Source organism: Mucilaginibacter sp. (assembly GCF_965201005.1).
Lineage (GTDB): Bacteria > Bacteroidota > Bacteroidia > Sphingobacteriales > Sphingobacteriaceae > Mucilaginibacter_A.
The window spans coordinates 1,233,152-1,256,136 of sequence record NZ_OZ241747.1; the positions used below are offsets into that span (position 1 = coordinate 1,233,152).

Consider the following 22,985-nt stretch of genomic DNA (forward strand, 5'->3'; position numbering starts at 1 on the left):
TTAAATAGGGAAGTACAGTAATTTTCGAAGTTATCGATTTTCTATTTCCAAATTCCAATCCAAATCCTACCTTTGCGCCGCAATTGGTTCCCGGCCTCAACAACCGGGATTAAAAGGGAATCCGGTGCAAAACCGGAGCTGTCCCGCAGCTGTGAGCTCTATCAACTGATGCTGTTTTTATGCCACTATTTTGGGTAACCAAAACGGGAAGGCGCAGTAAAGGGGAGCAAGCCAGAAGACCTGCCTTTCGCGAATAAATTCATGGCTTTCGGGGATTGAAGCTGGAATGTGAATGCTCTTTTTACGGGTGTATTTTCATTTTATTGGTCAATTTTTCGGTTTGCTGTGGGATCGTTTCATCTTCACAACAAAAAATGAAAAAAGATTTTTACAAAAACACCGCAGGCTTTGCGCTTGCGTTTTCTGTGTTGGGCAGCACGTCAACCTTCGCCCAGGATTCTTCCAGGGTTTTAAAAGATGTGGTTGTTTCGGCCACAAAAACCGATCAGAAACAGTTGCAAACCGGTAAAGTCATCACCGTGATTACCGCAGATCAGATCGCGCGCAGCGAAGGCAAATCCTTAGCACAGGTTTTGAACGAACAGGCCGGTGTTACCGTGGCTGGGGCAAACAGTAATCCGGGCCTTAACAAAAGTATTTTCATCCGCGGCGCGGCAAGCGGTTTTGTGGTTACGCTGGTTGATGGCGTGCTGGTTGGCGATCCTTCTTCAAGCGGCGGTGCTTTCGATATCCGTTTGTTCCCGATCAGTCAGATTGAACGGATTGAGATTATAAAAGGCGGACAATCAACATTATATGGTTCCGATGCGGTTGCTGGTGTCATCAACATCATCACCAAAAAAGGCGGTCCGGAAGGAATTGGCGTTTACGGAACTTTAACCGGCGGAAGTTATGGTTCGCAAAAGCAAAATGTCGGTTTTAACGGATCAGAAGGTAAGTTTTCGTACAATGTGAGTTACACGCATAACCAAACAGACGGCATCAGCGAAGCAGCCGATAAAAACAATACCGGAACTTTTGACAAAGACGGCTTTAACCAATCCGCTTTAAACGCCAATTTTTCTGTGGAAGCAGCAAGGGGTTTGCGCATCAGTCCGTTTTTTCGCTTCACTTCCGGTTCCTATAAATATGATAACGGTGCTTTTGCCGATGCCAATAATCAAAGTTTGAACCGTTTTTACAACGCTGGACTAACTTCACAATATCAGCTAAATAACCGAAACCGGCTTAACCTGAATTATGGCTACACCGGAAGTTCTGCATCTTATGAATCAGCTTATCCATCGTCCAACATTGGGCGTTTGCATTTGGTTGATCTGTATTATAACCATGATTTTACCGATCAGATTAAATTGCTTTTAGGTGTTGATAACCGTTATACGCAGATTAAGCAGATCGGAGCGGCAAATGTTACACCGGACGCTAATTTATTTGCGGCTTATGGTTCGCTTTCGGCCAATAAAATTGGTGGTTTTTTAAATTTAGAAGGTGGCGGTAGATACAACGACCACAACCGTTACGGCCATAATTTTACGTTTGATTTAACGCCGTCTATTAATTTGCTACAAGACAAACTGATTTTTTTCGGAACGGTTTCCAGTGCTTTTAAAGCGCCTTTATTAACCGAATTATTCGGTCCTTACGGTGCAAATTCGGATTTGAAACCGCAGAAATCCATCAATTACGAAGCTGGTTTTAGTACCGCATTTTTAGACAATAGTTTCAATTTGCGCGTTTCCCTTTTCCGCAGAAAATTGCGCGATGCAATTGTCTATTTAACAAATGGTTATACCAATTTCGACCGGCAAAACGACCAGGGATTGGAAATCGAACCGTCCTATAAATACAAAAAGTTGAGTTTTAACGGTTTTTACAGTTTTGTGGATGGAACAGCAATCAGAAACGGTGTCAGCACTTACGGTTTGCTGCGCCGCCCTAAACAATCTTTTGGTTTAACAGCGGCTGTTCAGGCAACGGGCAAATTGTACGTAAGCGCGAATTTTCGCAGTTATGGCCAGCGTGGCGATTATAATTATCCAACAAATGTTACGCTGCCAGCCTACCAATTGTTGGATGCTTATGCGCAATACGGAATTAATGGCCGCATAAAGGTTTTTGCAGATGTGAAAAACATCCTCAATAAACGTTACCAGGAAATTTACGGTTACAATACCATGGGAACCAATTTCAATGCTGGCGTAAGTTTCAGCTTTAATTAAGAATCGTATTTTTGTGTGATAAAAGAAGCATTACATGTCTTTAGATAAATTCAACATCCGCAACGGCGTACTGATTTTGATGATCGTTTTGGCTGCGGCCATGCGTTTTGTCCATTTGGACAATCAGCTTACCTGGGCCAATTTTACACCGGTTGGTGCGGTCGCGCTTTTTGGCGGTGCTTATTTTACCGATAAAAAAAAGGCTTATCTGGTGCCGCTGGTTATCCTGTTTTTGAGTGATCTGCTGATCAATTATCTGTATTTCCACAAATTTGTATGGTTTTATGGCAGCGCAGTTTGGGTTTATCTCAGCTTTGCGGCAATGGTTTACATCGGTACAAAAATTGTTAAAATCAGTTTTGCCAATGTAATCCTGGCTTCGCTTGCGGCGGTTGTTGTGCATTGGCTGCTGACGGACATTGATCCGTGGCTATACGGAAATTTATACGATAAAAGAAGCATTGGTTATTTTCAATCGTTGTACGCCGCCATTCCTTTTGAGCGCAGTTTGCTGCTGGGCAACCTGGTTTATGGTTTTATTTTGTTTGGCGGATTTGAATTGGCAAAAATGAAATTCCCGGGTTTGAAAAAGCAAACACATTTAGTGCTGAATTAGAAAGGTAGCCGATTAGTGCAGCTCTCGCGTGAGGGATTGCAGTGGAAAGCCCGCAGCGCAGCGAGGACTTGGAACGTAAAGCCCGACCCGAAGGGGCACGCCCAAAACAAAATCTGATTTAACATAAAGCGATGAAGAAAGAAAACCTCATCGCTTTTTTTTGGCTCATACTGTTTTTACAGGCATAAAAACAGTTGCAGAAATGTTGCGTGCTTTGCCATCTGATCGATCATTTTCGAGGTAGGATTTTTTCTAAAACTTGGCAAAACATCTTGAAAAAATACCGGTAAAAGAAGCATCTGCAAAAATTGTAACTTCGCCCGTTCAAAAACAACCATCAACCCATGTGGGCAGAAAAACTCCGGCTCAGCAAACCTGTTTTGCGCATTGCCAACGAACTTGGCTTCACCCAACCCAAAGAAATTCAGGCTAAAACGTTGGCGCGCATTGCTGGCGGTCAGGATTTGATCGTTGTTGGCCCTGAAGGCTGCGGCAAAACCACAACTTATATTTTATCGGTTTTAAGCAAAATCAAACAAGGTTTTGGCGATGCGCCGCGTGTATTGATTTTAACCAACAGCAGGGAAAAAGTGATGGCCATTACCGAGGCTTTTGCGTTGTTCAACAGCAATAAATCAAGGCAAATTGTGGCTTTGTATCCGGCCCCGGGCATGGAAGCGCAGTTAGACGCGCTGGCCGATGGTGCAGATATTGTAGTGGCCACGCCTGATCGTGCGCGCGCCATCTACTTAAAATTAGCGTTAAATTTGAACAAAGTGGAACTGCTGATTGTGGACGATGCCGACCAGATTATTAAGCAGGGTTTGCAATTGCCCGTTGCCGAACTGGCCAACAGCATCGACAAAGCCCAGCACCTGGTTTTTACGGAAGTGCTGCATGATAAACTGCTGAAAATGACCGATCCATTTATGCAACTACCTGCCGTGGTAGAAGTGGAAGAGCTGGGCGAAATACCGCTGGTTACCTACGATCAGTTGCTGTATCAATTGCCAAATTTTCGTACAAAAATCAATTTGTTGTACATGTTTTTGCAGGATGCCGAACTGTTTACCAAAGTGGTGGTGTTTGTGAACACTGTTTTTACGGCCGAAAATTTGTACAAAAACATGCAAAAACAGATGCAGTTAGAAACGGCGTTGCTCAATCCGCAGTTTTTTGATACGCCGGGTTTTCCGGATGTTTATCAGTTTGAAGCTTCATCCACGCGGATTTTGATTGTGGCAAATGAGAACAACGTGCTGACCGATCTTTCCTGCATTCCGTTTATCGTTCATTTTGAGCTTCCGTTGGAGACCAAAGCTTTTGTGGATCGTGTGATCAATCCTTCCCCGCAGGAAAACCGGGAAACGCTGGCGGTAACTTTTGCTACAGATTTAGAGCTGAATGCGGTCCGGAAAATTGAACACGCCATCGGACAAAAAATCCCGGTTGCAGCTTTGCCGGAAGAACTGTTGATCGAAAAAGAACACAAACCGGAATCCGCAGAAAAAAAAACAGTCAAAACCAAAAGCCATGTTTCGGGGCCAGGCGCAGCTTTTCACGAAAAAAAAGCTTCCAACGCCAAAACTTTCAATTTTAGTTCGGGCGAAAAAGCCAAAATGAACAACAAACGCAAGCACTGATTTTAGGTGGATAAAAACAGCATCAACGGTTTTGGCCTGATTTTTTCCTGTTGAAACTGATATACAAATCTTCTACCTTTTTGCGCGCCCAATCTGTTTTCCGCAAAAAAACCAGGCTTGATTTGATGCTTGGGTCAGCTGTAAAACATTTAATGCGGATGCGCAAACCCAGTTCCGGCCAGCCAAAAGCTTCAACTAATTCCTTTAAAATTGATTCTAATGTTTTGCCATGAAGCGGGTTGTTTGCCTGGTTTTCCATCGGCGCAAAAGTAATCGCATCCGGCTTTCAAACAAAATCAGCTTAAAATAATTTACAAATCATGAAATTAACCACAGTTTTAGCCGGAGGATTGGCCGGTGCCCTTACCTTGAACCTGCTGCATGAAACTTACCGCCAAATTGATAAAGATGCGCCGAAAATCCATTTGATAGGAGAGGAAGCCCTATTGAAAATATTAAAATCGGCCAACCTGCCACTACCCAAAAACCGGGACGAATTATACAAATGGACGCTGGCAGGCGATATCATCAGCAATACGGCTTTTTACAGTTTGATCGCTGCCGGAAAACCGAAAAATCTGCTAAAAAGGGCTTTGATACTGAGTATGTCGGCTGGTGTTGCCGGTGTTTTCGCCCCTAAAAAAATGGGCTTAAACAATGCGCCCACAGACCGGACTTTGGAAACAAAAGTGCTGACGGTTTTGTGGTACACGTTGGGCGGATCGGCGGCGGCCGGCGTAATGAAGGCGTTTAAAAGATAAAGTTGGTTTGTCGTCTCGACCCGAAGGAAGATATCTTCTTCAAAGCGACCCATAGTTTTTTCCTTGTCCGTTCTTTTGCTTGATCAAAAGAACCAAAAATCAAGAATGCCGGATCGCCTCCGGGCGGCATTCAGCCCACCGCACCTAGGTAGCTACCTTCTTAGTTTGTTACCTTTACGTCTGCAAAATAAAAAACCTTATCCGGCAATCATTTCCTTCATCAAAGTTTCTTTTTCGATCTTTTTTTGTAGTTCTAAAATTCCGCCGATTAAAGCTTCCGGCCGTGGCGGGCAACCTTGCACATAAACATCTACGGGGATAATCCGGTCGACACCTTTTACCACGTGGTAACCATGTTCCCAGTACGGGCCGCCGCAGTTGGAGCATGAACCCATCGAGATCACATAGCGCGGTTCGGGCATCTGTTCGTACAAACGTTTAATGCGTTCGGCCATTTTAAAAGTTACCGTTCCGGCGATGATGATCACATCGGACTGACGCGGGGAAGTTCGCGGGAAAACGCCGTAACGATCTAAATCATAAGTAGATGCGTACGCGCCCATCATTTCTATCGCGCAGCAGGCAATACCAAAAGTCATGGGCCAGATAGATGACAGGCGCGACCAGTTCATCAAATCATCCAGCTTGGTAATCATAACGCTGCCGCTGTCCATCGTTTTTCCTGCACTCATTTTCAAGCTTTAAATTTTGGTTTGAACATCGGTTTGCGTACAGTTGCTGCCGGTTCCGATGCTTCTTTTACCGGTATATTTTCGGTTTCAGTTTCTCCGGAGAAAGGTTTTACCGTATATTTTATCTCGTTGATCCGGTTATAAACAGAAAGCGGGATTTTTACGTCAACTTCCGGAGTTACAATTTTGGTTTTGATCCATTGTAAATCACCTTTCGCCCAAACGTAAACCAATCCAAGGATCAAAATCCCCATGAAAACGAACATTTCGATCAGGCCAAACCAGCCCCAGCGTTCGTCCTGAGCAATCAGTTCGTGGCTGCCAAAAACGGTTGACCACGGAAAAATAAACACCATTTCTACATCAAACAACAAAAAAATCAGCGCGATCACATAAAAGCGGGAATTGAGCTGCACCCATGACGAGCCTATTGGTTCTTCGCCGCATTCATAAGATTTCAGTTTTTCCGGGTTCGGTTTGTTTGGGGCGATGAGTTTGTTCAACGCCAGCATCCCGCCCGTAATGGCGAAACCCGAAATCAGGAAGACTAATATCTTGCCAAATTCTGATATTTGCGATTGTTGCATGGCCACAAATTTAACAAAACACACGGATTATGATGCAGTCATCATCGGCGGCGGTGCCTGCGGATTAATGTGCGCGGCGCAGGCCGGACTGCTTGGAAAACGGACTTTAATCCTTGAAAAAAACAGTTCGCCTGGTGCTAAAATTATCATCAGCGGCGGCGGCAGGTGCAATTATACCAACCTGAACACTTCGGCGCATCAGTTTATTTCGGAGAATGCACACTTCTGTAAATCAGCGTTTTCGCAATTTACGGTAGCAGATACGATCAGTTTTTTTGAGGTTTACGGCGGTATCCATGGAAAAGAAAAAACTTTAGGACAGCTGTTCCCGGAGAATAATAAAGCGAAAGATATTGTGAAAATGTTTACCGATCTGTGTGCCGATACAGGCCAGGAAATCCGCTGTGAGGCAACCGTAAAAAGTATCGATAAAAACAGTATTGGCTTTGAAATCAGTTACTTACAAAACGGAAAAGAAGAAATCATCCAAACTTCAAAAGTGGTGATTGCTACCGGTGGCCTGCCAATTGCCAAAATTGGTGCAACAGATTTTGGGTTGAAAATTGCGCGACAATTTGGTTTACAAATCACGCAAACTGCCCCGGCTTTGGTGCCGCTCACCATAACCGGGAAAGAGCAGCAATGGTACGGGCAGCTTTCCGGAAGTTCGGTTTTTTGTAAGGTTATTTGCGGCGAAACCAGCTTTGAAGAAAATATTTTGTTTACCCACTGGGGCTTGAGCGGACCTGCAATTTTGCAAATTTCCTCGTATTGGAAACCTGGCCTGGCGATTGAAATTGATTTGCTTCCGCAGAAAAACATCTTGGGATTGATTGAAGCAGAGCGGCAATTGAACGGCAAAAAACAAATGTTGACATTGCTTTCCGGTTTATATACCCGCAAATTTGCTGAAGCACTGATGCTGTTTTTACCGTTAGAAAAAAACCTTGCTTCGTTAAGTAAAGCTGATCTGCAGAAAACGGAGCAACTGATCCATCATTTTAAAACAAAACCTGCCGGTGATAAAGGTTATGACAAAGCCGAAGTAATGCGCGGCGGCGTTTCTACCTGGGAACTTTCCTCGAAAACTTTAGAAGCTAAAAATGTGCCCGGCCTGTTTTTCGGCGGCGAATGCGTGGATGTTACGGGCTGGCTGGGCGGCTATAATTTCCAGTGGGCCTGGGCAAGTGGTTTTGTGATTGCGCAGGGTTTGTAGGATTTTAAACTGGTTAATCAACCAACATTTTTTGGATTACTTCTTTTAAGGCACTTATTTCCTCGTTATTTAATATCCCGATTTTTACACCAAAACGGGAATTGTCAACCACTTTTATTTGATCGGTAGCCAAAGAACCATTGCGGCCGGAAACAACACAATTGATTCGCCAAGGATAATTTTTCAGGGTAGAAGTGACTGGTATAATAAGAAAAGTCCGCAAAAACTGATTCATTTCATCAGGACTAATTACCACGCATGGTCTCATTTTTGCCATCTCGCTGCCAATGGTAGGATCTAAAGAAATCCAGTAAATTTCATATTGCCGGATTTCTTTTACCATGTCCATTCCTCCTTGTCAAATTCGGTTGGGAAATCTCCTAACAAAAGCTCATCATCGCTCGCAGCGTGCATTTGCTTTGCAGCTTCTGCCCAACCTTGTCGCGGTTCCGGTTTAATGACGATTACACCATTGTCAATCTTAATCTGTACGGTTGATTTGAGCGACAGATTCAATTTTCGTAACAACACCGCCGGAAGAATAATGCCCTGGCTGTTACCAATGTTTATAATGTTGGCTTTCATAAAAGTTATAACTGAAATATATTTTTTACAAAGCAAATATATATAAATGTTATAACTTTTATAATGCTTCTTTTACGCTCTCGAATTAAGCAAACCGGCCGGCACTTTCAACTCGCCGGAAGCGGTGAGCAAGCCGTTTACTTCATCCTCAATATCCGTGGCTTGCGTGTAAACATCACCGGCAATCGGGCGTTTGCGCAGTTCTTCTTTGTATAATCGGATTTGCTGTGTGCGCTCGTCGTCACTTTGCGGGCCGCCATAATCCGAAAAGCCGAAACCGCCCCACTCACTCACCAATAACGGAACCTGTTTGCGGAAAAAGAACGGATCGCCAACCACAAGAGGATTTGCAGCTACACCATTCATTTGTCCGCCGGCCAACTGGTCCAGCAATTCGCCCCAGCGGTGCAAATCAGGCGTGTATAAATGTGCCGTCAGCAAATCAGATTTTAACCGTCCCTGATAGCTGATGTGTTGCCAGCCATCGTTGTCCACCACCAGAAACTGCGGCTCGGCCAGTTTCATAAAATGGTACATATCCATAATATACTGTCGCGTTTCCGGGTTTATGGCGATGTCTTGCGCGCCCCAATCCTCGTTGTACAAACTCCAGATAATTACAGACGGATGTGTGCCGATCAAAGCCAGCATCCGCAGCAATTCTGCCCGATGGTTGGCGCGGCTTTTGGCGTTGGAAGAGTGCGGGCTCGGAACTTCCACCCATAAAAGAAGCCCTAATTTATCGGCCAGGTTATAAATCCGCGGATCAACCCCGGCAATATGTATCCGCACCAGGTTGCAGCCCAAAGCTTTCATGGCGTGCATGTGCTGCTTAATTTCTTCATAAGTGGCACCGCCCGGCTGGTACAAAATGCCATCTAAATAAACCGCTTCATCGTTTAGGTAGATGCAGCAGCCGCGCGATTCGATTTTACGCAGCCCGAAGCTGGTTTCAATTTCCGCAATATAACCGTTCTGGTCAATCAGTTGCGCAACCAAACGATAACGCGTTGGCGATTCCGGCGACCACAGTTTTGCGTCCGGGATTTGCATCACCACACGTTGCTCTTTCTGTCCGGCTTCCAGCAAAAGCTGATATTCATCTGTGGCAATCGGTTCGGCCTGATCGGGATGTTTGTTAAAAACTTGCAGCTTGATGGTATAAGCACCGGGATCGTGGATGCGTGTTGTCAGGTTTAAGCGGACCATTTTTTCCTCAACCATACTTACCACGCCAACCCGGGAACGCAAACGGTTCCGCTCTACAGATTCAAGCCAGATGCTGCGCACCGCACCGGTATAAGTTTGGTACCAGATACCGCCGCGTTTGTAAACTGATGATTCCTGCTTGCCGCGCGTGGTATCGGCATCTTTGGTATCGGCAATACGTACGGTTAAGCGGTTCATATCCTGCAAAGTACCTTCCTCCAGTTCGTAAGAAAAAGACGTGTATTCACCTGCGTGCACCAGTTCGCCTTCAATGGTTTGCAGCGGCAGTCCATTCAGCCAAACCTGGGTTTCATATCCGCAGGCACCAAAAGTAAGCTGAACAATGGATGGCGGCATGCCCGGGCCATTGCTTTGCACCGGCCGCTCAAACTCGCGCTCGTACCAAACCACAATTTTGTTTTCCCAGCTTTTTTCGGCTGGGTGCTCTTTGGCCATTTGCTGCTCTACGCTGCCCGGCCAGTGCGCCATATCATCATAAACATGACTAACTTGCCAGTTTTCCTGCACGCCACGATCGTCTTGGTCCAGCGCAAACTTCCATTCGCCATCCAAAAGCGTAAAAGAATTTGGGCGGATTACGGCACGCGGCAGCGGATTGATATAATCTAAAGTATCGGTATCTTCAAGGCTAACAACAGAAGAACCATAATTCGGCCTGTTCAGTTCAAAACTCATAATATAATCAGGGTGATGTTTAATTTGTAGTGTTCAGAAAAGCTACTTTTTGGGTAATACTGTTTTTAGGCAGATAATTATTATACGGACAATAGGTTAGGGCAAGTTTCAGCAAATAGTTTAAAATTTATCGTTGTGTTAAAATTTTTTAGCTGATGCTGGCCGATAAACAGTTACGTGGTTTGCAGGTAAGAAGTTTTGGGTAAAATAATTGCAAACGGAAGCTGACATTTTAGGTAATGCTGATAATACCGGAAACTGATTTTGGAACTTAGCCCAAACATCGCCGGTTGAAATTTCGTTTATCTGTTTCGGCAAAGAAAATGAATTTTATTGGTTTGGTGCTTCTTTTATCACCCTAAATTTGGTTTTCTTTCTGATGACACCCGTTTTAAAAACCTGTTTTTTAAACAAGATTTATAACTTTAACCCACAAATTAATCAAATTGCTATGCAACAATTAGAGCCTGCTGTTCAGGAAAAAATCAATCAATGGCTTCAGGGAAGCTATGATGAGACAACGAAAAAAGAAATCCAACAATTGCTGGACGACCAAAAATACACCGATTTAACGGATGCTTTTTACCGCGATCTTGAATTTGGCACCGGCGGTTTGCGCGGCATTATGGGCGCAGGTTCCAACCGCGTAAACAAATATACCATCGGCACGGCAACGCAGGGCTTGAGCAATTATCTGAAAAAAACCTATCCAAACGAGCAGATTAAAGTAGCCATTGCGCATGATAGCCGCAACAATGCCGACTTTTTTGCCAAAACTACTGCCGATGTTTTCTCTGCAAATGGCATCCATGTTTATTTTTTTAAAGCACTTCGCCCAACGCCGGAACTTTCTTACGCCATCCGAACTTTGGGTTGTAAAAGTGGTGTAATGCTGACCGCTTCCCACAACCCAAAAGAATACAATGGTTATAAGGCTTACGACGAATATGGCGGCCAGTTCGTTTCTCCTGCGGATACAAATGTGATGAATGAAGTATCGGCCATCAAAACCATTGATGAAGTAAAATTTGACCGCATAGAAGAAAATGTAGAGTTGATTGGTGAAGAAATCGATGCTAAATATTTGAAAGATATTTTGACCTTGTCGGTTTCCAACGAAGCCATTCAGCGGCAAAAAGATTTGAAGATTGTTTATTCTCCAATCCATGGGACCGGCATTACGCTGGTGCCGAAAGCTTTGGCCGAATTCGGTTTTGAAAATGTGATCCTGGTAGACGAACAGGCAACGCCCGACGGTAATTTTCCAACCGTAGTTTACCCAAACCCGGAGGAAAAAGAAGCGATGACTTTATCGCTCAAAAAAGCCAAAGAAACCGATGCGGATTTGGTTTTGGCAACTGACCCGGACGGCGACAGGGTTGGTATTGCTGTAAAAGATGACAAAAACGAATGGATTTTGCTGAACGGAAACCAAACCGGGAGCTTATTGCTCAATTATTTGATGACGGCCTGGGAAGAAAGCGGCAAGCTGACCGGCAAAGAATATGTGGTAAAAACAGTAGTGACCACGTATTTGATCGATAAAATTGCAGCATCCAAAAACATTAGTTGTTATAACACGCTGACCGGCTTCAAATATATTGGCCAGTTGATTACCGAACTGCTTGGTAAAGAGGTTTTTATTGCGGGCGGAGAAGAAAGTTACGGTTACCTTGTCGGCGCGTTCTCGCGCGATAAAGATGCCGTGGTCTCTGCTGCTTTTATTTCCGAAATGACTGCGTTTTACAAAGATAAAGGCAGCAGTTTGTACGAAGCTTTGGTAGAAATGTACCTGAAATATGGTTTGTACAAAGAGAAACTGATTTCGATCACCAAAAAAGGAAAAAGTGGTGCTGAGGAAATCAAAGCCATGATCGAGAAATTCCGTACCACGCCGCCAAAACAATTAGGCGGATCAAAAGTGGTGGTTTTGAAGGATTATGAAAAAGGTGTGGAAACAGATTTAAACTCCGGCAAAACTTCCAAACTGGATTTCCCGACTTCGGATGTTTTGCAGTTTATAACCGAAGACGGCAGCATTATTTCCGCACGTCCATCCGGTACAGAACCTAAAATAAAGTTTTATTGCAGTGTAAATGGTCCGCTGGAAAGTAAGGAAACTTATAACGAAACCGCACAAAAACTGGAAGACAAGATTGATACGATCATGAAAGATCTGAATGTTTGATGCTTGATTTTTTGTTAGTTATGCCGAACCCGTTTTAGCATTTCACCATAAAAACATCAATATAAAAAAGGCTTGGGAATTAGTTTCCAGGTCTTTTTTTTTAAAAAACTGTCAGAAAGTCAATCTCAATACAAATGTTAACTGTTTTTAAGCCAGTAATTTAAGGCTAAACCGACTAAAACAGGTTGCTGATGGCAAAGTATTTGTTTAAAACGTTCAGGATTTTATAAAAATCCGTTCACTAATTTTTAAAACATGATTAAAACAACAAAATTAATTGCTGCAATCACAGCTGTACTGGTTCTGTTTATCGGCCAGTCTCAGGCACAAACGGTTTACAAAAAGAAAGCATCCGGGGATTCTAAAAACGTTTTCCGGATGGGTTTGGGCTTGGAAGGCGGTTACCCGACCAAAAACTTTTCAAACTTTGAACTGGGCGGAACCGTGCGCCTGCAATACGATCTGGCCAGTAACTTGTCGTTGATTTTAACGCCGGGTTATTACCACTTTTTTAACAGAAACGGTTACGGACAAGCAACGGATAAAGACACTTACTACAATTCCGGTTTAAATGTGATCCCGGTAAAAGCCGGCGTAAAATCTTTCTTCGCCCCAAATTTTTATTTAAGTGCCGAAGCAGGTGCCGGATTTGAACTGAACCATGCCAAAGAAACCAAACTGATTTTGTCGCCGGGCATTGGTTTTGCCAGCAACAGCGGCATCGATTTAGGTTTGCGTTACGAAAACTTTAGCGGCAACCATAGCAATTACGGTTTGATTGGTTTGCGTGTGGCTTACGGTTTCAAATTATAGGTGATAAAAGAAGCATCTATAAAAAAGTCCTGGTCAACATTTTGACCGGGACTTTTTTTTATGTGGTAAAAGAAGCATGGGCGGTTCATTAATTGCTCATACTTTAACCAACCACAATTTCACGGTTATACTTGCTTCGGTATTCAACCGGAGACAAACCTGTGATCTTTTTAAATATCGTCCTGAAAGCTTTCGTGTCCGAATAGCCAACTTCGTACATCACTTCATTGATGTTTTTGCTGTTTGATTCAAAACTCTTTTTTGCGGCTTCAATTTTAACGCGCTGCATATATTCCACAGCCGTGTTGGAAGTTGCTTTTTTAAACCGGCGTTCCAGGTTTCGGCGACTTAAAGCAAGCATGGAAGCCAACTGGTCTATCGTTATTTTATGCTGAAAATTGTGCTCGATAAAGTCCTGCGCTTTTTTGATGGTTTCATCCTCATGCTCTTTTTGCCCGTTAAAAATCATAAACGGCGATTGACTATTGCGCTCAATATCAATCTCAAATATTTTGGAAGAAAGCAGTGCTAAACTTCTTCCGGCAAATTTTTCTACCAGATATAAAATGAGATTTAAAGACGAATAAGCACCGCCGCTGGTATAAATGCCGTCTTCATCCGTCAGGATTTTATAAGGCATCAGGTTTACATCCGGAAACATTTTCCTGAATTCATCGGCCATTAACCAATGTGTTGTGCAGCTTTTTCCATTCAACAAACCTGTTGAAGCCAAAATAAAAGCACCGATACAAAGCGAAACCACTTCGGCACCAGCGTGATATTGTTTGATGATCCAGGGGATGAAATCACGGTTAACTGTTAACACTTTTTCTATATCGCCGTGTACCGCAGGGATAATCACCAGGTCGGTCTTAAAATTGTCTTTTATGTCCAGCTCCGGTTTTATGGTAAATAAGCCGTTGGATAAAGTTGTTTCCCGGCTGATCCCGATTAACTGAACTTTAAACAAAGGTACTTTCCCTGCGCGCTCCAATGCTTCGTTTACTTTGGTAAACATTTTGTAAGTTGCTTCAATATTGCTCAGGCTGGTTTCGCCTTTGGGGATTAGGACCGAGATGTGTTTCATAAACCAAATATAACGGAGACAAATGTCGTAATCAACCCCTTATATTGCCGTATTTGCACCGGCTGCCATATAGTTTTATTACAATAAGTTTGTAGTGAGTTTATAAACGAAAATCATCAAAACGGTTTGGTGTACTTGCAGTAGTTGCACAAACTGTACTGCAATAAGAAGATGTTTTTTGGTTTGCTAATTTTGAAATCCGTGCTGATTAAACTTTAGTAAAATAAATGTTTAATTAGACCAAAACATCAGCCTGAAAAATAGCCGGTAAAAGAAGTATCTAAATTTAAAAAAATAAAATTATGTTTAAAGACAGCAAAGCATTCAGCGGGTTTTCAGTAGATGATATTTCCAAAGCAAGAGAATTTTACAATGGGAAACTTGGATTGGAAGTTACCAAAGAAATGCAAGGTTTGTTGACCTTAAAGTTTGCAAACGGAAACAAAGTTTTGATTTATCCGAAGCCAAATCATCAACCGGCAACTTTCACTATTTTGAATTTTCCGGTGGATGATATTGAACAAGCGGTAGATGAATTAATCAGCAAAGGTGTGCAATTCGAGCATTACAACGAGCCTAATTTAAAAACCGACGAAAAAGGCATTTGCCGCGGCAAGCCTTTAATTGCCTGGTTTAAAGATCCGGCCGGAAATATTTTATCGGTCATACAAAAAAAAAACTAACTTAACCTTCATCAAAAATGACAAAATTAAGCGTGTATTTCGGCTTAAACGGCCGCACCGAAGAAGCCATGGACTTTTACAAAAATTGTTTCGGCGGAGAACCGATACTTACCATCATTGGAGATAGCGACATGAAAGACCATTTCCCGGAAGCCATGAAAGATAAAGTGCTCCATGCAGAATTGCATACAGATGGTTTTACCATAATGGCATCAGACATGAACGGGCCGGATGGTTTCACGGAAGGGACGAACGTGGCCATTTCGTTAGACAATCCAGATCCGGAAAAAGCAAAACAGCTTTATAATAAGTTGGCTGTAGGCGGAACAATCATGGATGATTTTAAACCGCAATTTTGGGGCGGAATGATGGGTGTTGTTCGGGACAAGTTTGGGATAAAATGGATGCTGAGTTCATCTGCAAATTCCTGAACTGTTTGCATCATCTTATACAATTTCAATTTTCAGGTGGTAAAAGAAGCATTTCAAACCCGAATAAGATGGGCGTTCAATAATGAAAAAAATTGCATGTAATCAAGGGCCCGTTTAAATTTTCTTACAAAGTTTTATATGCTTCTTTTATCACCTGAAATCTGTCGGTTTATCATGTTTTTTTTCTATCGGCAACAAATATAAATTCAAAATTTTACCCGATAAAAGAAGCATTTGTGTTTTTTTCAGATCGATAATACTTGCAAACAGCAATTAAATCAGCCAGGATTTCAATTCAGGCTGGTAAAAAATTAAATTCGGGTCATTTATTGATTATGCAGACAGAAAAGCAAAAAATGCTCAACGGCAATCTTTATAACGCGGCCGATACAGAACTTGTAAATGAAAGAAGAAAAGCCAGGTTGCTTTTAAAACAACTCAACGGATCAAGCGATGACGGACAGAACCTGCGGCAGGAAATATTAATGGAATTGATCCCTGACCAGGGCTTGGATTTTTGGGTAGAACCTCCTTTTTACTGTGATTACGGCAGCAATATAATTGTTGGCGATAAAGTTTTCTTTAATTTTAACTGTATCGTTTTGGATGTGATGCAGGTTATTATAGGAAATAATGTTTTATTTGGCCCTGGCGTCCAACTTTATACGGCTACACATCCGATGGATTATCAGGAAAGGGCATCGGGCTTGGAGTTTGCAAAACCCATCACTATTGGCTCAGATGTTTGGATCGGCGGCGGCGCAGTTATATGTCCGGGCGTTACAATTGGTGATCGCTGCGTAATCGGGGCAGGCAGTGTGGTAACAAAAAACATTGCCGCAGATACTTTCGCAGCAGGTAATCCTTGCAAACCAATAAAGCGTTTATAACAAAAACAGGTTTTCGGGTTTATGCTTCAATAAAATAAATTTTTAAAAAGGGCATTCACAAAATAGTCACGCCCGAAACCCGGGCGGGACTCCAATTTTATACCGATAAAAACAGCATCAACTCAATTTCCCTAACGCTTTTTTAATCCGTTTCATGGCTTCAATCAGTTTATCTTCGGCAGCAGCGTAAGATAAACGGATGCAATTATCATCACCAAAAGAATCGCCGCCAACCGTTGCCACATGCGCTTCCTCCAACAGATAAATAGAAAGTTCGGCTGCATCAGCATAAGTTTTTCCGTTGTATTGTTTGCCAAAATACGCGCTCACGTCCGGGAAAAAGTAAAAAGCCCCATCCGGCAAATTCACTTTCAGGTTCGGGATTTCCTTCAGCAAACCATAAACCAGATCACGGCGTTTTTTAAACTCCACACGCATGGCTTCCACACTTTCCAAACCACCTTCCAGCGCAGCCGTACCGGCTTTTTGGGTGATGGAGCAAGTGCCCGAAGTAATCTGTCCCTGCAATTTATCGCAGGCCGTAGCAATTTCTTTGTTGGAAGCCGTGTAACCGATTCTCCAGCCAGTCATCGCGTAAGCTTTAGAAAAACCGTTGATGATAATCACACGGTCTTTCACCGATGCAAACTGCGCAATCGATTCATGCTTAGGCAGATAACTGATGTGTTCATAAATCTCGTCAGACATGATGTATATCTGAGGATATTTCTCAAATACTTTTACTAAACCAGCCAGTTCATCCTTGCTGTAAACACTGCCCGTTGGGTTGCAGGGCGAAGAAAACATAAACAGCTTTGATTTTGGCGTAATCGCCGCTTCCAGTTGCTCGGGCGTAATTTTAAAATCCTGCTCTGCCGTAGCTTGTACAAAAACCGATTCACCTTCCGCCAGTTTCACTACTTCCGAATACGAAACCCAGTATGGCGTCGGGATAATCACCTCATCGCCAGGGTTTACCAAACACAAAACGGCGTTGGCAATAGCTTGCTTGGCACCTGTAGAAACCACAATTTCCGAAGCATCGTAGTCCAGATTATTTTCTACTTTTAACTTGTTGGCAATTGCTTTGCGCAAATCCGGGTAACCGGCAACGGGCGTGTAATACGTAAAATTTTTGTCCATCGCTGTTTTTGCGGCAGCTTTTATATGTTCCGGCGTGTGGAAATCCGGTTCGCCAAAACTCAAACTGATCACATCCACACCTTTTGCAGCCAGTTCGCGGCCCATTTTGGCCATTTTTATCGTGGCAGATTCTGACAGATTATTGATACGGTCGCTTAAAATATTCATCGTGATTGCTTTGTTGGCGGCAAATATAGAAATAACTTTAGGCCGATTTTGCCTTGTTATTTATATTTTTGTGCGATAAAAACAGCATCGTGCAATTACAAAAAAGGATCATTCTTTACGCGTTGATAACGGGTTTCATCCTGATGATTGCCAAATTCACGGCTTATTTTATCACCGATTCCAACTTTATTTTATCTGATGCCGCCGAAAGTATTGTAAACGTTGTGGCCAGCACTTTTGCCTTTTTCAGTATTTGGTTTTCGGCCCGCCCGCGAGACATCAACCATCCTTACGGGCACGGCAAAGTAGAGTTTTTTTCCGTTTTTCTCGAAGGCGCGCTCATTATGGCGGCCGGTATCATCATCATTGTAAAATCCGTTTACAACCTTTTCAACCCGCACGAAGTTCAGCAGTTAATCATCGGCGCGGTCATTATCGGCATAACCGGGGCCATTAACGGTGCACTTGGTTTTTACATGATCAAACAAGGCAAAAAAATGCTTTCGCTAACAATTGAAGCGGATGGCCGCCATTTAATTACCGATATGATCACCAGTTCCGGCCTCGTTGTCGGTTTGATATTGATTTATTTCACCAAAATCCGGATGCTGGACAGTATTTTATCCATCGTTGTTGGCCTGTTCATCGTTTATTCGGCTTATAAATTAGTGCGCAAATCGGTTGCGGGTTTGATGGACGAAACTGATTTTACCGTGGTAGATGACATCCTTAAGATTTTGAATGAAAACCGGAAGGCTGAATGGATCGACATACATAATATGCGCGCACAACGTTATGGTAATGAGTTACATATCGATTGCCACATGACTTTGCCAAATTATTTCGATCTTACCAAAGTGCATCAGGAAGTATCCCTGACAGACCATATTGTGAACGGATCTGCCAAAATCAAAACCGAATTTTTTATCCATGCCGATCCCTGCGTCCCGCAATGCTGCTACTATTGCCGGATGCCGAACTGCCCGATCCGGTCTCATGAAAAAACGGAAGATTATTTGTGGGACATGGAACGCGTGGCCCAAAACAAAAAGCATTTCGCCACAGAAACCGTTACTGTTTTGCATGATTAAAACCGATGCTTCTTTTACCAGGTAAAATTTATGCTGAAAAAATATCCTTTCAATGTACGCGTTTATGGTTTGCTGATAAGCCAAAACAACCAGCTTTTGATCAGCGATGAACTGGAACACGGCATGTATTTTTCCAAGTTCCCGGGCGGCGGTTTGGAGTATGGCGAAGGTTTGATCGATGGCCTGAAGCGGGAATTTTTGGAGGAATGTTTTTTTGAGATCGAGATCGTCCGCCATTTTTACACCACGGATTTTTACCTCAAATCGGCTTTTGACGATACGCAGATCATCAGCATATATTACCTCGTAAAAAACCTGCTGCTCATAAATTTGCCCGTAAAAACAGTACCGTTTGATTTTGGCGAACGAACGGTTGACGGCATTTTTCAGTCTTTTCGCTGGATTGACCTGGATAAATTGAAAATTGAAGATGTCACCTTTCCGGCCGATCAAAAAGCCGTGGAATTATTGCTGAAACTATGAACTGGACCGAACGCGATCAGAAAATAATCTGGCATCCATATACACAAATGCAAACCGCGCTGCCGCCAATCCCGATTGTGCGGGGCGAAGGTGCGTTGTTATTTGATGATAAAGGAAGAGCTTATCTGGATGCGGTTTCCTCCTGGTGGGTAAATATCCACGGACATGCGCATCCGTACATCGCCCAAAAAATTTTTGAACAGTTGAATACTTTAGAGCACGTAATTTTTGCAGGTTTTACGCACCCAAGTGCAGTTTTGCTGGCAGAAGGTTTGCTTTCGATCCTGCCGGATAATCAGCAAAAAGTATTTTATTCTGATAACGGTTCTACGGCGGTGGAAGTTGCGCTGAAAATGTGTATGCAGTTTTGGAGCAATCAGGGCAAACCGCGCACCAAAATTTTAGCCCTGAAAAATGCCTATCATGGCGATACTTTTGGGGCGATGTCGGTTAGTGCGCGTAGTGCTTTTACCGCTTCGTTTGATCCGTATTTGTTTCAGGTTGAGTTTATTGACTTGCCGAATGGGGATAATATCGAAGCACTGAAAGAGAAGTTATCGGCTATCAGCCATCAGCTTTCAGCTTTCATTTTTGAGCCTTTGGTGCAAGGTTCTGCCGGAATGCTGATGTATGAAGCTAAGTATTTGGACGAATTGATGGCGCATTGCCGTAAAGAAAATATTTTAACCATTGCCGATGAGGTGATGACTGGCTTTGGCCGGACCGGAAAACGTTTTGCCTGCGATCATCTTACGGAAAAGCCTGACCTGATGTGTTTTAGCAAAGGGTTGACCGGCGGAACGATGCCGCTCGGGATCACCACCTGTACCAACCGGATTTTTGAAGCTTTTTTATCAGAAGATAAACACAAAACGCTTTTTCACGGGCATTCTTTTACGGCAAATCCGGTAGCTTGTGCGGCGGCACTGGCCAGTATGGAGCTTTTCCTTCAACCCAAAACCATTACAAACATCGAACGGATTTGCCGCCGTCACCAAATTTTTGCCGATAAAAACAGCATCAGCCCAAAACTGAAATCTATCCGCCAAACCGGGACAATTTTGGCAATGGAGTGGAATGTGGAAAGCGGAACATCGTATTTCAGCAACCTGCGCGATCGGCTTTATCAGTTTTTCCTCGCTAAAAACATCATTTTAAGGCCATTAGGCAACATTATTTATTTTTTAACACCATATTGCATTACCGATGCGCAGCTGGACGAATTGTATGCTGCTGTGGAAGATGCACTGGAAACTTTTTAATTTATGGATACTCAAGCAATATTTTCGGCAATCGTTTCTCAACCAAAATTGCACGCCAGATGGTTAAATACGTTATCGCTGATGGAAAATACCGGCGCACGCAAAATTTCGGCCAGTGAAGATACCGAAACCGTAACTTACATTATTTTAAAACACGCCGCGGAAGAGCACCGCCACGCTTTCTACCTCAAAAAACAACTGGAAAAACTGGGTGAAAACCTGTGCCCAACTTATGCGCAGCAATATTTGCTGGCACCGCGCGAAAGTCGGTTTTATTTGAACCGTTTGGATGTGGAAGTTTGCCGCTATTTGAAAGTTGAACTTGGATTGAAAGGAAAAGAATTAAGGTTTGCAGCTTATTTATTGGTAACTTATGCCATCGAAGTTCGGGCGGATGAGTTGTATCCAATTTATCAGGAAGTTTTGACGGAAGCAGAAAGCAAAGTCAACGTTAAATCCATTATTTTGGAAGAAGAAGGGCACTTGGAAGAAATGCTGAATCAGCTACATCATTTTTCGCCGGATTGGGAAAAACATGCGGCAAAAGCAGTATCCATAGAAGCGGGATTGTACGCTAACTGGCTGAAAGGTTTGGAAAAAGAAATTTCAGTTTTGGTTGATTAAGCTGATTTTTTCATTTTAACGATAGGAATACTTTTTATCAATCGGCATAATTTATACCCATAAAAGAAGCATTGCACTTTGATGAAGATTTTGTTCTGCGTTGGAAATGAGTAACTTAGCGTTAACTTTCTATCCAATCCAAATATTCATAACGCAATTCGGGATAACGCTTTCTGATCAGACTTTCTGAATATGCTTCTTTTAGCCCATTAAAAACAACACGGTTAATGGGCAGCTTCCGGCTTTTCAAAACCTCAATAGAAAGCAACGTATGGTTGATGCTGCCCAGATAATGCATCACTACCAAAACCACTTCAGCTTGTAGTTTTTCAATCAAATCGATCATCAAAAAATCATCGTTTAGCGGAACCATCAGGCCGCCGGCACCTTCCACAATCAACTGGTTTTGTGTTTTTGGCAGAACAAACTGCTGCGGATCAATCATCAAACCATCCAGTTCGGCCGATTTATGCGGAGAAAATGGCTGTGTTAAACGATAAGTTTCGGGATGAAAAACCGATTGATCATTTTTGACCAAACTTCTCACTTTCATCGTATCGCTTGCGTCCAGATCGCCGGATTGAACCGGTTTCCAGTAATCGGCCTGCAAACTTTCTACCAAATGCGCCGAAACTTGGGTTTTGCCAACGCCGGTGCCAATGCCTGTTATAAAAAGTGGTTTTTGGTTCATGGTTTTTAGTTCATTGCTGATAGCCAATTGCTGAAAGTTGGTGGCTGATAGCTAAACTCAATGTTGCGACCTCTTCTTTTGTATTAAAAGTATGGATGCAAATACGCAATCTTTCTTTGCCTATTGGAACGGTCGGGCTTAAAATTGCACGCACATCAAAACCGTTTTTTTGCAGATGATCGGCTATTTGTTTTGCTGTCGCATTTCCGGGAACGAGGATAGATTGAATTGCACTGTTACTTGGGATCAGTTGAAAGACATGCTGTTTTTGCAACTCTTTTTTAAACAACGCAATTAAATTTTGTAGTTTATTTTGTGTTGAAGCAGCTTCTTGTAACAACTGATAAGCCATTTTCGTAGTTACCAATTGATGAAAACTTGGGGCAGTTGTATAAATAAAAGAGCGTGCAAAGTTAACGAGGTAATTGCGCAAATTATCACTTCCTAAAACAATTGCACCATGCGAGCCCAACGCTTTTCCGAAAGTAACCGTGCGCGCAAATACCTGATTTTGCAAGTTTAAACTTTGTACCAAACCTGCACCAAAAACACCGGTTGCATGTGCTTCATCTACAATTAAATTTGCATTATATTTTTGTGTGAGCCTGATAATTTCGAGCAGCGGTGCTTCGTCGCCATCCATTGAATACACACTTTCTACCGCAATATAAATATTCCCTTTCGCATGTTTTAATTTCTTTTCCAGATCATCTAAATCATTGTGTTTGAAGGAATAACGATTGGCCAAACTCAGCGTTGCACCATCAATAATGCAGGCGTGGATTAATTTATCGGTAATAATCGTATCGCCGCGTTGCGGCAGCGAAGCAAACAAACCCAGGTTGGCATCATATCCTGAATTGAAAATCAAACCAGCTTCCGCCTGATGAAAGCTGGCAATTTGCTGCTCCAGTTCTTCTGCAAAAACGGTGTTTCCGGACAATAATCTTGATCCGCCCGAACCGTTTAAACAATCCGGATATTTGCTGATCTCTGCTTCAACCAAAGCTTTTAACTTTTCTGACCGGGCAAAACCCAAATAATCATTTGAACAAAAATCAATTAAACCGGATGCTGTTTTTAGCACCCTAAAATTGTTGTCCAGCTTTCGCTGCGCTAATTTTTGCTGAATGAAATTTTCTGCTTTGTTCAAAACAAAATTTTGCGCTAAAATAAGAAAAGCGAC

24 protein-coding genes and 1 riboswitch are annotated in these 22,985 nt (G+C 42.8%); of the genes, 14 read left to right on the plus strand and 10 right to left on the minus strand.

The genetic code is table 11. The features are described 5' to 3' along the window. Positions 1–67: 67 nt before the first annotated feature. A riboswitch (cobalamin riboswitch) is annotated at positions 68–263 on the plus strand. A gap of 111 nt (positions 264–374) precedes the next feature. The 3 genes from ACOFKR_RS05720 (at position 375) to ACOFKR_RS05730 (ending at position 4,499) form a co-directional block, all read left to right on the plus strand. Then, a complete protein-coding gene (locus ACOFKR_RS05720; protein WP_419803057.1) occupies positions 375–2,240 on the plus strand; it encodes a TonB-dependent receptor plug domain-containing protein in 1,866 nt (621 codons plus the stop codon). Between the two features lie 34 nt (positions 2,241–2,274). Continuing rightward, a complete protein-coding gene (locus ACOFKR_RS05725) occupies positions 2,275–2,856 on the plus strand; it encodes a DUF6580 family putative transport protein (RefSeq protein ID WP_419803058.1) in 582 nt (193 codons plus the stop codon). A 344-nt stretch (positions 2,857–3,200) separates the two neighbouring features. Next, positions 3,201–4,499: a DEAD/DEAH box helicase gene (locus ACOFKR_RS05730; protein WP_419803059.1), complete on the plus strand. Its 1,299-nt coding sequence runs from the start codon at positions 3,201–3,203 to the stop codon at positions 4,497–4,499. A 22-nt stretch (positions 4,500–4,521) separates the two neighbouring features. Here ACOFKR_RS05730 and ACOFKR_RS05735 read toward each other — a convergent pair whose 3' ends face one another. Beyond that, positions 4,522–4,758, minus strand: coding sequence for a VF530 family DNA-binding protein (locus ACOFKR_RS05735; RefSeq protein WP_419803060.1), 237 nt, complete (start codon positions 4,756–4,758; stop codon positions 4,522–4,524). Positions 4,759–4,819: 61 nt separating this feature from the next. Between ACOFKR_RS05735 and ACOFKR_RS05740 the strand changes: the two genes are divergently transcribed. Continuing rightward, the gene (locus ACOFKR_RS05740) at positions 4,820–5,260 is read left to right on the plus strand and encodes a hypothetical protein (protein ID WP_419803061.1); all 441 of its coding nucleotides are present in this window, start codon (positions 4,820–4,822) and stop codon (positions 5,258–5,260) included. 197 nt (positions 5,261–5,457) lie between these two features. Here the strand turns inward: ACOFKR_RS05740 and ACOFKR_RS05745 are convergent, their stop codons facing one another. After that, on the minus strand, positions 5,458–5,952 hold the full coding sequence (locus tag ACOFKR_RS05745; RefSeq protein WP_419803062.1) for an NADH-quinone oxidoreductase subunit B: 495 nt from the start codon (positions 5,950–5,952) through the stop codon (positions 5,458–5,460). Positions 5,953–5,954: 2 nt separating this feature from the next. Beyond that, positions 5,955–6,539 (minus strand): NADH-quinone oxidoreductase subunit A, encoded by a 585-nt coding sequence (locus tag ACOFKR_RS05750; RefSeq protein WP_419803063.1) that lies wholly within the window; start codon positions 6,537–6,539, stop codon positions 5,955–5,957. Here ACOFKR_RS05750 and ACOFKR_RS05755 point away from each other — a divergent pair. Continuing rightward, entirely contained in the window at positions 6,538–7,755 is a 1,218-nt protein-coding gene (locus tag ACOFKR_RS05755; protein ID WP_419803064.1) for an NAD(P)/FAD-dependent oxidoreductase, read from the plus strand. The genes ACOFKR_RS05750 and ACOFKR_RS05755 overlap by 2 nt on opposite strands. Positions 7,756–7,768: 13 nt before the next feature. Here the strand turns inward: ACOFKR_RS05755 and ACOFKR_RS05760 are convergent, their stop codons facing one another. The 3 genes from ACOFKR_RS05760 to ACOFKR_RS05770 form a co-directional block, all read right to left on the minus strand. Next, positions 7,769–8,098 (minus strand): type II toxin-antitoxin system PemK/MazF family toxin, encoded by a 330-nt coding sequence (locus tag ACOFKR_RS05760; RefSeq protein ID WP_419803065.1) that lies wholly within the window; start codon positions 8,096–8,098, stop codon positions 7,769–7,771. Further along, positions 8,092–8,340, minus strand: a complete 249-nt coding sequence (locus ACOFKR_RS05765; RefSeq protein WP_419803066.1) for an AbrB/MazE/SpoVT family DNA-binding domain-containing protein — start codon at positions 8,338–8,340, stop codon at positions 8,092–8,094. Before ACOFKR_RS05765 ends, ACOFKR_RS05760 begins: the two co-directional genes overlap by 7 nt. A 72-nt stretch (positions 8,341–8,412) precedes the next feature. Next, a complete protein-coding gene (locus ACOFKR_RS05770) occupies positions 8,413–10,245 on the minus strand; it encodes a glycoside hydrolase family 2 protein (RefSeq protein WP_419803067.1) in 1,833 nt (610 codons plus the stop codon). A gap of 451 nt (positions 10,246–10,696) precedes the next feature. Between ACOFKR_RS05770 and ACOFKR_RS05775 the strand changes: the two genes are divergently transcribed. Together ACOFKR_RS05775 and ACOFKR_RS05780 are read left to right on the plus strand one after the other, a co-directional pair. Further along, positions 10,697–12,433, plus strand: coding sequence for a phospho-sugar mutase (locus ACOFKR_RS05775; protein ID WP_419803068.1), 1,737 nt, complete (start codon positions 10,697–10,699; stop codon positions 12,431–12,433). Between the two features lie 255 nt (positions 12,434–12,688). Next, the gene (locus tag ACOFKR_RS05780; protein ID WP_419803069.1) at positions 12,689–13,246 is read left to right on the plus strand and encodes a hypothetical protein; all 558 of its coding nucleotides are present in this window, start codon (positions 12,689–12,691) and stop codon (positions 13,244–13,246) included. 103 nt (positions 13,247–13,349) lie between these two features. Here ACOFKR_RS05780 and ACOFKR_RS05785 read toward each other — a convergent pair whose 3' ends face one another. Continuing rightward, complete coding sequence (locus ACOFKR_RS05785; RefSeq protein ID WP_419803070.1) at positions 13,350–14,333, minus strand: GlxA family transcriptional regulator; 984 nt, start codon at positions 14,331–14,333, stop codon at positions 13,350–13,352. A 302-nt stretch (positions 14,334–14,635) separates the two neighbouring features. Here ACOFKR_RS05785 and ACOFKR_RS05790 point away from each other — a divergent pair, with 302 nt between their 5' ends. From ACOFKR_RS05790 to ACOFKR_RS05800, 3 genes are all read left to right on the plus strand, one after another. Beyond that, entirely contained in the window at positions 14,636–15,016 is a 381-nt protein-coding gene (locus ACOFKR_RS05790) for a VOC family protein (protein ID WP_419803071.1), read from the plus strand. A gap of 17 nt (positions 15,017–15,033) precedes the next feature. After that, positions 15,034–15,447: a VOC family protein gene (locus ACOFKR_RS05795; RefSeq protein WP_419803072.1), complete on the plus strand. Its 414-nt coding sequence runs from the start codon at positions 15,034–15,036 to the stop codon at positions 15,445–15,447. A 335-nt stretch (positions 15,448–15,782) separates the two neighbouring features. Next, a complete protein-coding gene (locus ACOFKR_RS05800; RefSeq protein ID WP_419803073.1) occupies positions 15,783–16,337 on the plus strand; it encodes a sugar O-acetyltransferase in 555 nt (184 codons plus the stop codon). A 117-nt stretch (positions 16,338–16,454) separates the two neighbouring features. On the opposite strand, the gene ACOFKR_RS05805 is transcribed toward ACOFKR_RS05800, so the two are convergent. Further along, positions 16,455–17,648 carry a pyridoxal phosphate-dependent aminotransferase gene (locus ACOFKR_RS05805; RefSeq protein ID WP_419803074.1) on the minus strand — a complete coding sequence of 398 codons (1,194 nt, stop codon included), beginning with the start codon at positions 17,646–17,648 and terminating at the stop codon, positions 16,455–16,457. Between the two features lie 89 nt (positions 17,649–17,737). Here ACOFKR_RS05805 and ACOFKR_RS05810 point away from each other — a divergent pair, with 89 nt between their 5' ends. The 4 genes from ACOFKR_RS05810 to ACOFKR_RS05825 are packed head-to-tail and all read left to right on the plus strand — an operon-like array spanning position 17,738 to position 21,108. Further along, positions 17,738–18,739: a cation diffusion facilitator family transporter gene (locus ACOFKR_RS05810; RefSeq protein ID WP_419803075.1), complete on the plus strand. Its 1,002-nt coding sequence runs from the start codon at positions 17,738–17,740 to the stop codon at positions 18,737–18,739. A 30-nt stretch (positions 18,740–18,769) separates the two neighbouring features. Next, positions 18,770–19,222 carry an NUDIX domain-containing protein gene (locus tag ACOFKR_RS05815; RefSeq protein ID WP_419803076.1) on the plus strand — a complete coding sequence of 151 codons (453 nt, stop codon included), beginning with the start codon at positions 18,770–18,772 and terminating at the stop codon, positions 19,220–19,222. Beyond that, positions 19,219–20,484 (plus strand): adenosylmethionine--8-amino-7-oxononanoate transaminase, encoded by a 1,266-nt coding sequence (bioA, locus tag ACOFKR_RS05820; protein WP_419803077.1) that lies wholly within the window; start codon positions 19,219–19,221, stop codon positions 20,482–20,484. The genes ACOFKR_RS05815 and bioA overlap by 4 nt, the downstream gene beginning before the upstream one ends. Positions 20,485–20,487: 3 nt before the next feature. Further along, positions 20,488–21,108 carry a hypothetical protein gene (locus ACOFKR_RS05825; RefSeq protein WP_419803078.1) on the plus strand — a complete coding sequence of 207 codons (621 nt, stop codon included), beginning with the start codon at positions 20,488–20,490 and terminating at the stop codon, positions 21,106–21,108. Between the two features lie 121 nt (positions 21,109–21,229). On the opposite strand, the gene bioD is transcribed toward ACOFKR_RS05825, so the two are convergent. Both bioD and ACOFKR_RS05835 read right to left on the minus strand, forming a co-directional pair. Beyond that, positions 21,230–21,799 carry a dethiobiotin synthase gene (gene bioD / locus ACOFKR_RS05830; protein WP_419803079.1) on the minus strand — a complete coding sequence of 190 codons (570 nt, stop codon included), beginning with the start codon at positions 21,797–21,799 and terminating at the stop codon, positions 21,230–21,232. Positions 21,800–21,809: 10 nt separating this feature from the next. Continuing rightward, on the minus strand, positions 21,810–22,952 hold the full coding sequence (locus ACOFKR_RS05835; protein ID WP_419803080.1) for an aminotransferase class I/II-fold pyridoxal phosphate-dependent enzyme: 1,143 nt from the start codon (positions 22,950–22,952) through the stop codon (positions 21,810–21,812). Between the last annotated feature and the right edge of the window lie 33 nt (positions 22,953–22,985).